Here is a 15015-nt window from a genome sequence, read left to right as displayed (position 1 = left end):
GCCGCTGTCCCGCCGGGTCAGACGGAGATCGGCTTGCGGTAGCGGACGTGCTCGTTCCGGCGCCGGAACCCGACGCTCTCGTAGAGGTCGTAGGACCGGTGCGGATTCGCGGTGCCCGTGTACAAGCGGGCGGTCTCCGCGCCGTGCTCGCGCAGGCAGCGCAGCCCGTCCAGCAGCAGGGCTCGCCCGAGTCCCAGACGCCTCGACTCCTTCCGGACGCTCAACTCCTCGACCTCGCCCACGGTGGCGTCCCGCCGATGGACGGAGCACAGGGCGACACCGACCATGTCCTCCCGATCCCAAGCAGCCCGCCAGCAGGTCGGGTCGGCCGTGGCGAGGAACCTCTCGAACGGCCACCTCTCGGTGAAGGCGGCCCCCGCGTAGGAATCGACGACCGTTCCCCAGGCCGCGCGGTAGCTGCCCGGATCGACGGCTCCGACTCGGACGCCGGCCGGCAACGGCCTCCCGTCGGGGAGCTGCCGGAGATCGGCCAGCTCCAGCTCCACCAGGCTGAAGACGCGCCGGTACCCCGCATCGAGCAGGAGTGCCGTCGCCTCCTGCTCCGAGGCCATGGCGTTCGCGCCGATCACGGCCGTCCGCGCGGTTCCGTGCTGTCGTACGAGCCGGCGGATGCGGCTCTCCGCCCAGTCGAGCAGGGCGGAGCCGATGCCCCGGCCGCGGTGCCGGGGCAGCAGGTAGCCGCGGTGCAGGTACAACCACGTCCCGTCCCGCTCCTGCCACCGCCTGATCGTGGAGTAGCCGACGACACCACCGCCGTGCTCCACCAACGCCTGGTTCCCGGACGGGTCGTCGAGCTCGGCGGAGGCTTCGGCGATCTCGGCCGCCGTCGGGAGCCCTTCCACGACCGAGCGGGCGTCGATCCGGTCCCGCTCCGCACAGCCGAGCCGCACAGCGGCCATGGCGCCGTGGTCCTCGTGGCCGCGACAGGGCCGGAGGACGTAGCCGGGCGGCAGTTCCAGCCGTGCGGGCCCGTCGCCGCTGCTCACGCTCACACCAGGACCCCCGTCACGTCGGACATGCCGCGTCATCGATCACGGAAGCGTAGGTCGCGCCGATCGGACGGGGGAACTCGTTTTCCGCGGCAGGGCCGTTCGCGGGGATGCGACGGACGGGGCGCGGTCAGTCGACCGGCTTGCCGGGCTGGTCGTGGGTGGCGCAGTGGATTCCGCCGCCGCCGGTCGCGATGGTGTCGATGTCCACCCGCACCACGTCCCGGTCGGGGAAGTGCTCGCGCAGGATGCCCTGGGCCCGGTCGTCGGCCTTGCGGTCGCCGAACTCGGGCATGTACACCGCGTCGTTGCCGATGAAGAAGTTGGCGTACGTGGACAGGAAGTCGTCGCTGTAGCCCCTGATCCGTCCGGGATCCGGCTGGGGGAGGTCGATGACCTCGAAGCCGCGGCCCCGTGCGTCCGTCGCTTCGGCCAGCACGGACATGGCCTGATCGGAGGAGCGCGACCAGGAGTCGGCGGGCGTGCTCGGATGCGCCCGGTCCAGCAGGACCACCCCGGGGGCCGTGAACCGTACGAGGCTGTCGACGTGGGCGTCGGTGATGTCCTCGCCCCGGACGCCCTTGAACCAGATCACCTTCTCCACGCCCAGCAGCTTCTTCAGGTCGGCCTCGATCCGGTCCCGGCTCATGCCCGGGTTGCGGTTGTCGTTGACGATCGAGCTCTCGGTGATCAGCAGGGTCCCCTCGCCGTCGGTCTCGAACGAACCGCCCTCGGCGACGAGGGGGGCCTTGACGCGCGGGATCCCGTACTCGGCCGACAGCGCCCGGCCGATCCGGGCGTCGTCCGTGTGCACCTGTTTGTCGCCCCAGCCGTTGAAGTTGAAGTCGACCCCTACGGTCCTCCCCGTCCCCTTCCCCTCCTCCTCGACGAAGACGGGGACGGTGTCGCGCGCCCACAGGTCGTCCACCGGCAGCTCGATCACCTCCACCTCCCCTCCGCACTGCTTCTGGGCCGCCGCCCGCTGGTCCGGCCGCGCCATCATCACGACGTACTCGTACTCCGCGACGGCCCGTGCGATGCGCGCGATGTCCTGACGTACGTAGGGGAGGTCGTCGTCCCATACGGACGCCCGCGCGGGCCAGGACATGAAGGTGCGGGCGTGGCTCTCCCACTCGGCGCCCAGGCGGCGCGCCCCTTCCGTCCGGCCGGCGGCCCGGTCCGTCCGGCTCGCTCGGCCCGTGGAGGAGGCGTCGGCCGAGGCACCGGGGTCTCCGGGGCCGCAGGCGGCGGCGCCGAAGGCGAGCGCACCGACGCCGAGGAAAGCGTGCAGGGCCGAGCGGCGGGAGGGGCGGATGTCGGACATGGGGGTCTCCGATCGGGAACATGTGCGGCGGGACGTCCGGGGGAGGGGGAGCGTCGGGGGCGGTGAGGAGTGGCGCGTCCCGGGTGTCTCCGGGGGTGGGTTCACGCGGCGGGCGCCTTCGGGGTGGGTTCACGCGACGGGCGGGTTCATGCGAGGGGTGGGGCCACCTGCTGTGGTGGGGTCACGTGTTGTGGTGGGGACAGGGTGCATCCCGGGCTCCGGGAACCGTCGTCACCGCGAGGTCGGGTGCGGTCATCGTGTCGCCACACTCTGACACTGACTGAAAATTCAGTCAAACGGGGGAAGGGGTGTGTCGAGGGGGTCGGTGCCGGTGCCGGTGCCGGTGTCGGTGCCGTTGCCGGGGCAGGGTGGGGCGGTCCGGGAGGCGGGAGGAGGCGGGCGACTCGTGGGGCCCGGCGGCGTATGCCTCCCCGGGCCCGCCCCTGCGGGGGCTCGGTAGGGTTCGGGCCATGGCGTCTCGCAGCACTCAGATTCTCGAAGCCGCCGCCCGGGTGATCGCCCGGCGCGGGGTGCGTGGCCTGCGCGTGGAGGAGCTGGCGGCCGAAGCGGGCGTCTCCACCGCGCTGATCTACTACCACTTCAAGGACCGCACCGGAATCCTGCTCAGGACGCTGGAGTTCATCAACGACCGCGCCGAGCGCTACACCGCCCACCGCGACCCGGGCGCCGGGGCACTGAGCCCGCGCGAGGAGCTGGATCGGACCCTGCTGCTGGAGCTCCAGGACACCACCGAAGTACGGGAGAACAGCAGCGCCTGGGGCGAGCTGCGCGCCAGCGCCGTCTTCGACGAGGCCCTGCGCGAGGACCTGGCGCGCGCCACCCTGGTCTGGAACCAGGAGGTGGCGGGCCTGCTGGGCGCGGTCCGGCCGACCGCCCCGGCCCCCGCGCTCGCGGCCTCCGCCGAACGGCTCACCGCCCTGATGGAGGGGCTGAGCATGCGGTGGCTCAGCGGCACCCTCCCCATCGCCCACGCCCGGACCCTGATGGGCGAGGCCATCGACACCGAGGTCGTACGGCTGGGGCGGGCGGGCGGGGGAGCGGCAGGGGTCGCGCCGCAGCCCGCCGGGCCTTCCGCGCAGGAGCCCGCCGGGCCTTCCGCGCCATCGAGTGCCGGGCAGTCGGAGAACCCGGCCTGACCGAGCGCCGGCTGCCGGAGGTCCCGGCCTGACCGAGGGCCGCGCGCCGGGGCGGTTGCGCGCGCCAGGCGTCGGCGTCGGGTCCGCTCAGCTCAGATCGGGGAACGAGTGGTGCTCGTGCGCCACCACCCAGCGGCCCGCCTCCTTGCGCAGCCCCAACGTGAGCCGCAACCGGGACCCGGGACGCGCCGCGAGTTCGTCCTCCGTGCCGCAGCGCACCAGCGCGTGGGCGAAGGCGACGTCCTGGCCGGCGGTGACCTCCATCTCCTCGATGTCGAAGACCGCCCCCTGGGCCTGCCATGCGAAGAAGGGCGGCCAGACCTGCCGGTAGGCGTCGATCCCGCGTACGCCTCGGTAGGGCGGCGGGACGTCGAACATCACGATGTCCTCGGCGTGGTCCGCGACGACGGCGTCGATACGGCCCCGGTGCACCGCTTCGGCCCAGTCCTCGATGAGCGCTCGGATCTGCTCGGTGTCGTCCCGCATGGTTCGTCAGCCTCTCGTTCTCCGTCGGCGGCACGTGTATGGGGAGGCCCCGGTGCCGGTATCGCGACCGTCCTCCACAGGAGACGTCGGAGCCGACGGCGTCCGCTCGACACACGCCGGCGAGCGGCTGCCCGTCAGGCCGGGCCTTCCCGCTCCAGCAACTCCTGGATGGCGCGGTACTCCTCCGGGGTTCCTCGCCGTATCCCGGAGTCGCGCGGACGAGGCTTCCTCCCTCCCCGTACGGCCGCTTCCCGTGTCTCCGGGTCGGGGCGCGCTCCGTGCTCCAGCAGCAGGCGCACCGCTTCGAGGTGGCCGCCGTGGGCCGCACTGGCGAGCGGGGAGCCGTCGGGCATCCCTGCAGGTGGCCCCGGTGCGATGATGCCCGCTCGGCGTGACGCGACGGAGCGGGGCGAGGCTCCCCGGTCGAGCAACAGCCGCATCATGTCGAGGTCGCCCTGCGCGGAGGCCAGCATGAGGGGTGTCGCCTGCCCCTCGTCGAGTCGCCCGTCGGGCTGTGCTCCCGCCGCGAGAAGCCTCTGTGCCATCGCCGTCATTCCGCGTGGGGCCGCGTACCGCAGGGCCGTGGTCTCACGGTGTTCGCCCATGGCCGCGTCGGGGTCGGCCCCGGCGTCCAGAAGCTCGGCGACGGCGTCGGGGCGGTTGTTCCGGACGGCCAGGTCCCAGGCGGTGCGGTCGTGCGCCGAAGGCCGTGCACCGGGGGAGGGCGAGGCTCCCTCAGGCGGACGGGTGTGCGGCGGCTCGGGCGGGTCGACGTGCGGCGCAGTTCGTGAATTCTTCACTTCTTCACCACGGTTCCCCCTGTTTTGATCGCCTCTGTTTCATGCTTACTACAACAGAGAGTTGTCTGACGTGTCGGAGCACATACCTTCCGCCTCCGGGTGGGAGGGCTCGTCCTTGGTCCTGCAGCGGCGAAGACGTCTTCTGCCGAAGATCGCCCTCGGTGCGGCCATGGTGCTCGCGGTGGAGTTGGCGCTGGTCACGCAGGGCGGCCATGCTGTGGCCCTCACCCAGCAGGCGGCGAAGGCGCCGGCCGAGGAGAAGCAGGCGCCCGAGGGGCCCCGCGAGGCGGCGGACATCCTGTCGGCGAAGGTCGCGGCCAAGCTGTCGGGCAAGCGGGTCGAGGCGCTGTCCGAGCGTACCGAGACGTCCACGACCTGGGTCAACAAGGACGGTTCGCTCACCACGGAGCTGTCGTCGGGACCGGTCCGTTTCGAGCAGGACGGTTCCTGGACCGATGTCGACGTCGAACTGCGGGAGACCGCCGAAGGCGTCGAGGCCAAGGCCCACCCGAACGGACTGAGCCTCGCGGGCCGGGGCGGCAGGCTGCCGCGCTCGCTGGCCGAGGCGGAGCGGGCCCCCGCCCGCGACCTGGTGACCCTCGGCGAGGGCGACGAGCGCATCACCCTCCAGTGGCAGGGCGGCCTGCCCGCCCCCGAACTGGACGGCACCCGCGCCACCTACCCCGAGGCCCTGCCCGGCGCGGACGTGATCGTCGAGGCGACCCGTACCGGCTTCGAGCAGTACGTCGAGATCAAGAAGCGGCCCGCCGAGGGCTACACCTACACCCTGCCGCTGAAGGCCGAGGGCCTGACGGCGAAGGAACAGCCCGACGGCAGCGTCCTGTTCACCGACGGCAAGAACAAGAAGCGGGCCGTGATGCCCGCACCGGTGATGTGGGACTCCACCGTCGACGAGGTCTCCGGCGAGCACACCCGCCGGGTGCCGGTGGCGATGAAGGTGGTGGAACGCGAGGACGCCGTCGACCTGGTCGTCACCCCGGACGCGAAGTTCCTCGCCGACCCGGAGACGACGTACCCGGTCACGGTCGACCCGTCGACCTCCTCGCTGTCCAATGTCTTCGACACCTACGTCCAGCAGGGTGAGACCCGCGACTGGTCCACCGACGTCGAACTCGACTTCGGCAACCCCGGCACCACGAACGCGAACGGCACCCCCCGCACGGCGCAGTCCTTCATCACCTGGAACACCGCACCGATCGCCGACGCCCTGGTCACCAGCGCCAAGCTGAGCCTGTGGAACTTCCACTCCGCCAACACCACCTGCGCCGCCCAGCCGTGGCAGGTCTGGTCCTCGCCCGCCGCGACGACGGCCAGCCGGTGGACCAACCGGCCGACGATGACCGCCATGAAGGCCGAGTCCACCGAGACCCGCGGCAACGCCGCCTGCACCGCGCAGCCGGACGGCTGGATCAACGCGAATGTGACCACGCTCGCCCAGGAATGGGCCTCCGCCAAGACCACCCGCGGCCACCTGGGCATCCGCGCCAAGAGCGAGACCACCGTCGCCCAGTGGAAGCGCGTCAACTCCGCCAACGCCGCGAAGAACCCGCCGAAGCTGTCGGTCACGTACAACTACCGGCCGCGCACCGGCACCAAGCAGGAGGCCGGCCCGCCGTTCTTCTCCTACGGCGGCGCCTACATGGTCAACACCGTGCGCCCCACCCTGCGCGACACCTTCGTCGACCCCAACGGCGACAAGATCCAGGGCGCCTACCAGATCTTCGACAACGCCACCGACACGCAGGTCGGCGACGTCCTGCGCTCCGGATTCGTCCCCTCCGGGCAGCCCGCTCCGGTGACCGTCCCGGCCGGGGTGCTGGCCAACGGCAAGACGTACAAGTTCCGCAGCAGCCCCTACGACGGCACGCACTACAACCTGGGCTGGTCGCCGTGGAAGACCTTCACCGTCGACACCACCGCCCCCTCCGCGCCCGCGAAGATCGTCTCGACCGACTACCCGGCGGACAAGTGGGTCAAGGGAGCGGGCCAGGCCGGCACGTTCACCGTCACCCCGCCCTCCGGCAGTGACCACAACTGGCTGGAATGGTCGCTGGACGGCCTGACCTGGACCAAGGTCGGCACCGGGGGAACCGCCACCGCGAGAGCGATCAGCGTCGCCCCGCCCAAGGACGGCACCCACACCCTCCAGGTCCGGGCCGTCGACAAGGCCGACAACAAGTCCGAGGCCATCGACTACACCTTCCACGCCGGACCCGGCGGGTTCATCCAGCCCTCCGAGGGCGAACGCACCGCACGCCGGCTGCCGCTGGTGGCCGAGGCGGAGGCCGCCAAGTACAACGCGGTCGCCTTCTCCTGGCGCCGCTCCGAAGCCGACCCCTGGGTCCGCATCCCCGCCGGACAGGTCACCTCCAACGGCACCCCGCTGACCGCGTGGCCCGTCCCGATGACCGGCGGCAGGAACGCCCCGCTGGTCTGGAACGCCACCGACACCGTCGACCCCGACGGCACCGTCCAGCTCAAGGCCGACCTCACCGGCCCCAACAACACCACCGGAGCCACGGAACCGCTCACCGTCATCGTCGACCGCAACGCCTCCGGCGCCGCCACCAGCGAGGCGGGACCCGGTTCGGTCAATCTGCTCACCGGCGACTACTCCCTCTCCGCCACCGACGCCTCCGGCTTCGACCTGTCGGTCTCGCGCACGGCCTCCTCGCGGATCCCCGACAAGGGAGCGCAGCAGGAGGGCCAGGTCGCGATCTTCGGCAAGGAGTGGGTCTCGGGCACCGCCGCCGAGCTGACCGAATCGGACTACGTCCAGCTCCACAGGGTCTCGGACACGGCGGTCACGGTCGTCGACGCCGAGGGCGAGGAACTGTTCTTCACCGCGAACGCGGCGAAGAACGGGTGGATCCCGGAGCCGGGAGCCGAGGACCTGACCCTCACCGGCAGCGTGACCGGTTCCTTCACCCTGTCCGACACCGAGGGAACCGTCACCGAGTTCACCAAGCCCGACCCGGGCGTGCCCACCTGGCAGGTCTCCAGCACCCTGCTGGACGGACTGGCCAACACCGCCACCACCATCGTCTCCGAGACGGTCACCGTGGACGGCAAGAAGCTCGCCCGGCCCAAGCGGATCATCGCCCCCACCTCCGCCGCGACCACGGCCGCGTGCACGGCCACCCCGGCCACCAAGGGCTGCCGCGTGCTGGAGTTCGTCTACGCCACCGGCACCACGGCCACCGCCTCCGCCTTCGGCGACTTCGCCGGCCGGGTGAAGGAGATCCGCCAGTGGTCCACCCAGCCCGGCGCCGCCGCCGCGACCTCCAAGGCCGTGCAGTCGTACGCGTACGACAACTCCGGCCGCCTGCGCCAGACGTGGGACCCGCAGATCACCCCGTCGCTGAAGACGGAGTACGCCTATGACAGCGCGGGCCGGGTCACCGGTCTGACCCCGGCGGGCGAGCTGCCCTGGACCTTCACCTACGGCAAGGCGGGCAACGCCGCCACCGCCGGTGAGGGCATGCTCCTGAAGGCGTCCCGCTCGGGGCTCCAGCAGGGCACGACGGGCACGGAATCCGGTACGGCCGCCACCAGCGTGGTCTACGACGTACCGCTGACCGGCACCACCGCCCCGTACAAGATGGGCGCCGCCGACGTGAAGGCATGGGGGCAGCTCGACGCCCCGACCGACGCGACCGCCGTCTTCCCGGCCGACTCCGTGCCGGCCTCCGCCACGGGCTCCGTGCTGACCAGCGCCTCCTACAAGCGCGCCGACCTCACCTACATGGGTGTCTCGGGCCGCACGGTCAACACCGTGTCTCCCGGCGGCCACACGGCGACCACCGAGTACGACCGCTTCGGCAACACCGTCCGCGAACTGTCGGCGGCCAACCTGGCCGTCGCCCGGGGCATCACCGCCGCCGACCGGGCGGTACAGGCCGATCTCGGGATCGACCGGCTCACCGTCGCGGAGCGGGCCGACCTGCTGGCGACCAAGTCCGTGTACGACGAGAAGGGCACCCGGGAGCTGGAGGAGTTCGGGCCGCTGCGCCGGATCGACCTCACCGCCGACCTCAAGTCCGGCACCACCACCCTCGTCCCGTCCGGAACGCCGGTGACGGCCCGCACCTGGACGGTCAACGAGTTCGACGCCGGGCGCCCCACGGACGGCACCGCCAAGGTCCGCGACCAGATCACGAAGACCACCACCGGCGCCCAGGTCCGCGAGCACCCGACCGTGCTCGGTGAGGCCCGGATCACGGAGACGGTCTACGACTGGGCCAAGGGCCTGCCGACGAAGACGGTCAAGGCCCCGGGTGGTCTCGCGATCACCGAGACCACCGAGTACGACGCCCAGGGGCGGGTCACCAAGCAGCTCCTGCCCGGGGCGACCGGCAGCGACGCCGCGACCCGGGTGACGACGTACTGGTCCGCCACCGGCACCGGCACCTGCCAGGGCCGCCCGGAGTGGGCCGACCTGGTCTGCTCCACCGGGCCCGCCGGCGCCATCACCGGCGGTGGCAGCAACCCGGCCGCCCTGCCGACCACCACCACCGAGTACGACGGGTGGGGCAACCCGGCCAAGGTGACGGAGACGGCGAACGGGGTCACCCGCACCACGACGACCACGTACGACAACTCCGGCCGTCAGACGAAGGTCGCGATCACCGGCGGTACGGGCCAGGCGGTCCCCGAGACCACCACCGAGTACGACCCCGCCACCGGCCGGGCCGTCAAGACGGTCTCGCCGACCGGCGGCACCGTCACCAAGGTGTTCGACAAGCTCGGCCGCCAGGTGTCCTACACCGACGCCGACGGCGGTGTGACCACGACCGAGTACGACCTCCTCGACCGCCCGGTCAAGGTCACCGACAACGCCCCCTCGACCGTCACCCACACCTACGACCACACCGCCGAGCCGCGCGGCCTGGCCACGAAGACCACCGACTCCGTCGCTGGAACCTTCCAGGCCACGTACGACGCGGACGGATCGGTCAGCTCGGAGAAGCTGCCCGGCGGCTACACCCTCACCCAGACCGAGGACACCACGGGGTCCGCCACCGACCGCACCTACACCCGCGACAGTGACGGCACGATCGTCTACTCCGACACCGTGACCGAGTCCATCCACGGACAGGTCGCCTCCCACGCGGGCTGGTCCGACCAGACCTACCGCTACGACGCGATCGGCCGCCTCACCACCGTCGAGGACACCGCCGACACCGTCTGCACCCGCCGCGCCTACACCTTCGACGCGCGCACCAACCGCAAGTCCCTCACCACGGCGACCGGCACCCCCGGCTCCGACTGCCCCACCACCGGAGGGACCACCACCAACCACACCTACGACAGCGCCGACCGCCTCGTCGACAGCGGTCACGTCTACGACGCGTTCGGCCGCACCACGACCGTCCCGGGCAACGGGACGATCGGCTACTACGCCAACGACCTCGCGCACCAGCAGACCGCGAACGGCAAGCGCCAGACCTGGCAGCTCGACGCCAACCTGCGCTTCCGCTCCTGGAAGACCGAGACCGGCAGCGGCTCCACCTGGACCCAGACCGCGTCGAAGACCAACCACTACGACAGCGACGGCGACAACCCCCGCTGGATCACCGAGGACACCGCGTCGGGCGCCCTGACCCGCAACGTCGACTCCGCCTCCGGGGACCTCGCCGCCACCACGTCCAAGACGGGTGACACCGTCCTCCAACTCACCACCATCCACGGCGACGTCGCCCTCCAGCTCCCGCTGACCGCGGGCCAGGCGCCCGTCGTCCTCGACTCCGACGAGTACGGCAACCCCCGCGCCGGACAGGAAGCCACCCGCTACGCCTGGCTCGGCGCCAAGCAGCGCTCCACCGAGACCCTCACCGGCCTCACCCTCATGGGCGTCCGCCTCTACAACCCGGCCACCGGCCGGTTCCTGTCCATGGACCCCGTCCACGGCGGCAACGCCAACGCCTACGAGTACTGCACGGCCGACCCCATCAACTGCTACGACCTCGATGGCCGGTTCGGCTGGAAGAAGTGGCTGGGACGAGCGAGCACGGGGTTGGCGGTCGCCGGCATGTTCGGCTGCGCCGTCTGCGCGGGGGCCTCGGCGGCCATCAGCCTGGGCATCGCCGCACACGACTGGAGAAAGGGCAAGCGGCGCGAGGCGGTCATCGGTGGCCTCACGGCATTCACCTGGGGCGCCGGCCGGCTGGCCTCACTCAGGCACGCCCGCTCGGTGAAGGCCATCCCGAAGAGATACCCGAAGGGCGTCCGGAACTCCGGTACCAAGAACAAGAGGTACAGGAGCAAGGCGAAGAAGAAGGCAAACGGATACGGCAGGACCGCGCGGCGCGTCAACCGGGTGGACTTCTACTATGGAGGTGCCGTGGCCGGTCGCAGCATCTACGGGGAGTACAGCTCCTGGCGTAGTCGCCGACGCTAGACAACGGGCGATAGTCATCGAAAGTCGGACGGCAACGCGCCCTCCCCGCACACCTGCGGGGAGGGCGCTCCTGCCCGCGAGGCAACCGGAAACCGCGAGAGGAAAGCAGATCGATGCCCGGCAAGGACACCAGGAAGACGTTCGACCGATACGTCGGGGCGGCGGAGGCGATGCCCATCACCTTCGGTCAGATTCTGTACCGATCCGTTCTCAAGAATTCTCGTAAGGGAAAGGAATCGGCGAGCTTCCAAGCTGATTTGACCGCCTGGATTCGCCAAGCCCAGCGGGGGGAGTGTGACGCAGAGGAGGCCCGTGACATATTTTCCCTTTCGGCGGCTCACTGGGCCTTTCTGGCAGCCTTCGGAATCATGACGGGAATGCTCCTCGACTACCTCTTCGGTGTCTCGTTCGATGCCGTTCTCACCTTGTCCCTCTCCGTCTTTCCCGCTTTTGGCCTGCTGTCCGCGGCCGACGCAGTGAGGGCGAGGTCGGCGGGAAAGGCGGACGCGGCTCCGAAGAGGGCGGGCAAGCGGGGCGAGGGCCGTCGTACGTACCGTCCGATCGGCCACCGGTGGATCATTCCCGTCACGGCGTCAGTGGTGCTGGCGGCGGGCTGGGCCAGCGTTCTCTTCGCTGGATGAACCCGCAACGGCGTCCTTGCCGTCATCGCCCGTCCGTGAGGATCCGGCTGCCCGCTCAGCGAGAAGACCGGTGCGGCCCGGCCCAGGATTCCCGGGCTTGAGGCTGGGCCCGGTCGGTTCCTTCTTCGTGTGCCGCCCCGCCCGGGAACGGCGGCGGGCTTCCGTCCCGCCGCCACCTCGAGCCTCCGAGCAGTGCGGCCCGCCGCCCTGCTCGATGCCTCGGAGCCTGCCCTGACTCATCGGGCGGACGCCGTACCACGCGCCCGTCCGCGCAGGATCTGGCGGGCTCGGCAGGCTCCGGCAGTTATTCCGGCATACGCCCGGTAGAGCAAGGAAGGCAAGATGAGGTACAAACTGACGTCCCTTCTCTTTTTCGTCCCGTTCATGATTGTCAGTGGGGTGGACCGATTTCAGCAGACCGGATGGCGGCCGGTCTGGGGCGCACTTGAGATCGTCCTGGCGCTGGCCATCTCGGTGGGCGCTGCCAGGGAAATCCGAGATGGCCGGAGAAGGCGGCGGGCGCCAGGAGAGTCGAGGTAAGGCCAGTGAACACGCCGAGCCGCCCTCGGCGGTCGGCTGCTTGGCCATTCCCTACCTAGCCTCGACCTGATCAGAGGCGGCAAATGAGCTGCGAAATCAACGTGAGTGACGCACTCGCTGTGCACTCCACGGATGCGAGGTGCAGTGCATGCTTCATTTCTACCTAAAGCTGTCACTGTGGACACTTGTCTGGTGCGGTGTCGGGGTGACCCTGCTCTTCGCTCTGATTTCCACCGGTGTGATTTCTGAATATTCCTCGCACAAGGGGGCAGTCGTTTTCGGCGTGGCGCTGTTCGGTGCGTTGATGACGGCGAGCCGACTACGGAAGTGAATCAAACGTGAAATAACTCGGGTCGGCTGAGTTTCTGGAGTGTTGCGGAGAGTCGGGCTTCGAAGGTAATGATCAAGTCATCCGGCATGGTGATATTCCGGCAGTTGTTCCGGCAAGCGCCTGATCGAGCAAGGAGGGCGTGATGACTGCAAACTGACGTCCCTGTGGATGGTGGCTGTCTTCGAATCTCCCTCCTCTCCCAACGACGTAGAAAGGCAGACATGCGTTATCGAAACAGCGTGCTCTTCCTCGTGGCGGCTCTCGGGGCGGCCGCCCAGCTTCCATCGTCCTGGTGGCGGTCATGGCGGCTGTCGCCATCTATTTCCTCTTCTTCGATTCCGGTGCGCCGAGGGACGCCTGGGAGGCATCCCTCGCCCTGTCCCTGCCATGCGGGGCCATTTGGGTTCTCATTCGAATCGGCATCACGCCGTCGGTAGAATGGGATGATGTCGAAGTGAAAGTGTGCGATCCCTTCTTCGTGCACCGTGCAGGGCTGGATAAAGTGCGCCTGCTCGGCAGGGAGGGCAGGGGCGGCGCATTCGAACTGGATGGAATAGGGGTGGTGGTGCCGTGGTCCATGACGCGCTCCATCTTCGACGGCAAGAGGGCGAACAGGGCGCGGCGGGATCTCAGGCATGCAGTGCTTCGGGCCCCCGATTCCATGGACGCGGATGCGGCGATTCCGGCGACCAGAATGCTTCGCTACGGCTGGTTCGACACGCTCGTCGTCCCACTGTTGTCGGCTTTCGTCTGGATGCTTCTTCCTTGAGGATTCTTCGAGGAGGTCGCTCCTGCCTGCGGGGTGACCGGAAACCGCGAGAGGAAGGCAGGTCGATGCCTAGCCAGGACACCAGGAAAGCGTTCGACCGATACGTCGGGGCGGCGGAGAGGTGCCCATCGCCTTCGGTCAGATTCTGTACCGATCCGTTCTCAAGAATTCTCGTAAGGGAAGGAATTTGGCGAGCTTTCAAGCTGATTTGACCGCTTGGATTCGCCAGGCCCAGCGGGGGAAGTGTGACCCGGAAGAGGCTTACGGCATATACTCTCTCTCGGTGGCTCACTGGGCCTTCCTCGCGGCCTTCGGAATCGTATCGGGAATGCTCCTCGACTACGTCTTCGGTGTCTCGTTCGATGCCGTTCTCACTCTCTCCCTCTCCGCCTTTCCCGCTTTCGGGCTGCTGTCCGCGGCCGACGCGCTGAGGGCGAGGTCGGCGGGACAGGCGAACGCGGCTCCGAAGCGGGCGGGCAAGCGGGGCGAGGGCCGTCGTACGTACCGTCCGGTCGCCCACCGGTGGATCATTCCCGTCACGGCGTCAGTGGTGCTGGCGGCGGGCTGGATCGGGGTCTTCTTCACCGGATGAGCTTGTCCTTCACCTGCCAAGATCTTCCGGGCTTGCCGATGGACTTGAGGGTCTCTGGCGTCTGACGGTTCTGCCGACGGCGTAGCGGGGCGCCCGGCGCTTGTTCCTGGCGCCGAGGCCCGATGCCGACCTCAGACCCTGACGAACAGGCTCACCCCGCGAGCAGAGCGCGCACCCACTGGTCTTCGCGTTGCTCGGTGTATTCGGCGTCGTTTCGCCAGGCGTCACCGTGGCCTTCGGCCCACAGCCTTTCCCAGGGCTGGACACCTTGTGCTGCCCGGTCTCGCAGGAAGTCGTGCATGGAACGCGTACGGCGCCCCAACATGGGCACCAACCGACGACGTTCGGACTCATCGAGACCGTAGGCGTCGGCGAAGACCCGGAGCCGGCCCGGTGCGTCCGAGCGCTGCCAGTCCGGATGCGCGGACAGCGGGATGAACCCGTGAATGGCGTAGGCGACATCCCACAGGCGCGAGCCGGGAGCTGCACCGTCCCAGTCGATGAACGCCCACCGGGTCTCGTCTGCGACCACGAGATTCCAGGGGGCCAGGTCGTTATGAGCGATGATGCCATCGCCCTCAGCGGGGATCGAGATCTGCCATCGCGCATCGGAAGGCGGCGTGAAGTCCTGCGCGGCATCGTGGAAGTCCCGGATCAGCCGTGCGACGCGGGCGAGTTGCCGAGCGGGATCGACCAGAGAGAACCGGTCGGGCCAGACCACCTCTCCCGGCATGAAGGTCAGGACCTCACGCCCCTGATCATCGATGCCGAGCGGACGAGGTGCCGCGCCGAATCCCACATCGTTCAGGTGGGCGAGCAGGGCGTGCACAGCCGGAGTCCATGGTCCGGCCGGGCGGCGAACGGTGTCCCCGACGCGGACGACCCCCTCACTGACGTTGCCACCGGACAAAGGCTGCTCATCATCGCGCCGCATCGAGCCAGTG

General features: G+C 69.7%; 11 protein-coding genes. 6 read left to right on the top strand and 5 right to left on the bottom strand.

The features are described from left to right. Window positions 1–17 precede the first annotated feature (17 nt). Window positions 18–1013: a GNAT family N-acetyltransferase gene (locus IF19_RS0128175; protein ID WP_030118303.1), complete on the bottom strand. Its 996-nt coding sequence runs from the start codon at window positions 1011–1013 to the stop codon at window positions 18–20. A 127-nt stretch (window positions 1014–1140) separates the two neighbouring features. Next, window positions 1141–2334 carry an agmatine deiminase family protein gene (locus IF19_RS0128170; protein ID WP_030118304.1) on the bottom strand — a complete coding sequence of 398 codons (1194 nt, stop codon included), beginning with the start codon at window positions 2332–2334 and terminating at the stop codon, window positions 1141–1143. A gap of 470 nt (window positions 2335–2804) precedes the next feature. On the opposite strand from IF19_RS0128170, the gene IF19_RS0128165 reads away from it, so the two are divergent. Next, entirely contained in the window at window positions 2805–3491 is a 687-nt protein-coding gene (locus IF19_RS0128165) for a TetR/AcrR family transcriptional regulator (RefSeq protein ID WP_078580819.1), read from the top strand. A gap of 87 nt (window positions 3492–3578) precedes the next feature. Here the strand turns inward: IF19_RS0128165 and IF19_RS0128160 are convergent, their stop codons facing one another. Together IF19_RS0128160 and IF19_RS1000000136525 are read right to left on the bottom strand one after the other, a co-directional pair. After that, on the bottom strand, window positions 3579–3977 hold the full coding sequence (locus IF19_RS0128160) for a YybH family protein (protein WP_030118306.1): 399 nt from the start codon (window positions 3975–3977) through the stop codon (window positions 3579–3581). 134 nt (window positions 3978–4111) lie between these two features. Further along, on the bottom strand, window positions 4112–4777 hold the full coding sequence (locus IF19_RS1000000136525) for an ankyrin repeat domain-containing protein (RefSeq protein ID WP_050495288.1): 666 nt from the start codon (window positions 4775–4777) through the stop codon (window positions 4112–4114). Window positions 4778–4946: 169 nt separating this feature from the next. On the opposite strand from IF19_RS1000000136525, the gene IF19_RS0128150 reads away from it, so the two are divergent. The 5 genes from IF19_RS0128150 to IF19_RS0128125 all read left to right on the top strand — a co-directional run bounded on the left by IF19_RS0128150 (window position 4947) and on the right by IF19_RS0128125 (window position 14071). Beyond that, window positions 4947–11198: a DNRLRE domain-containing protein gene (locus tag IF19_RS0128150; protein ID WP_170757273.1), complete on the top strand. Its 6252-nt coding sequence runs from the start codon at window positions 4947–4949 to the stop codon at window positions 11196–11198. 113 nt (window positions 11199–11311) lie between these two features. Then, on the top strand, window positions 11312–11839 hold the full coding sequence (locus tag IF19_RS0128145) for a hypothetical protein (RefSeq protein ID WP_030277069.1): 528 nt from the start codon (window positions 11312–11314) through the stop codon (window positions 11837–11839). A 688-nt stretch (window positions 11840–12527) separates the two neighbouring features. Then, window positions 12528–12710 carry a hypothetical protein gene (locus IF19_RS0128135; RefSeq protein ID WP_128647583.1) on the top strand — a complete coding sequence of 61 codons (183 nt, stop codon included), beginning with the start codon at window positions 12528–12530 and terminating at the stop codon, window positions 12708–12710. A 301-nt stretch (window positions 12711–13011) separates the two neighbouring features. Further along, entirely contained in the window at window positions 13012–13479 is a 468-nt protein-coding gene (locus IF19_RS0128130; protein ID WP_030118313.1) for a hypothetical protein, read from the top strand. A 283-nt stretch (window positions 13480–13762) separates the two neighbouring features. Further along, entirely contained in the window at window positions 13763–14071 is a 309-nt protein-coding gene (locus IF19_RS0128125) for a hypothetical protein (protein ID WP_136975152.1), read from the top strand. A 151-nt stretch (window positions 14072–14222) separates the two neighbouring features. Here IF19_RS0128125 and IF19_RS0128120 read toward each other — a convergent pair whose 3' ends face one another. Continuing rightward, the gene (locus IF19_RS0128120; RefSeq protein ID WP_030118315.1) at window positions 14223–15005 is read right to left on the bottom strand and encodes a phosphotransferase enzyme family protein; all 783 of its coding nucleotides are present in this window, start codon (window positions 15003–15005) and stop codon (window positions 14223–14225) included. Between the last annotated feature and the right edge of the window lie 10 nt (window positions 15006–15015).

The organism is Streptomyces californicus (assembly GCF_000717645.1).
In the GTDB taxonomy this organism is placed as follows: domain Bacteria; phylum Actinomycetota; class Actinomycetes; order Streptomycetales; family Streptomycetaceae; genus Streptomyces; species Streptomyces californicus.
Note: the sequence above shows the minus strand (reverse complement) of the source record. Positions and strands in the feature narration are given on the sequence as shown.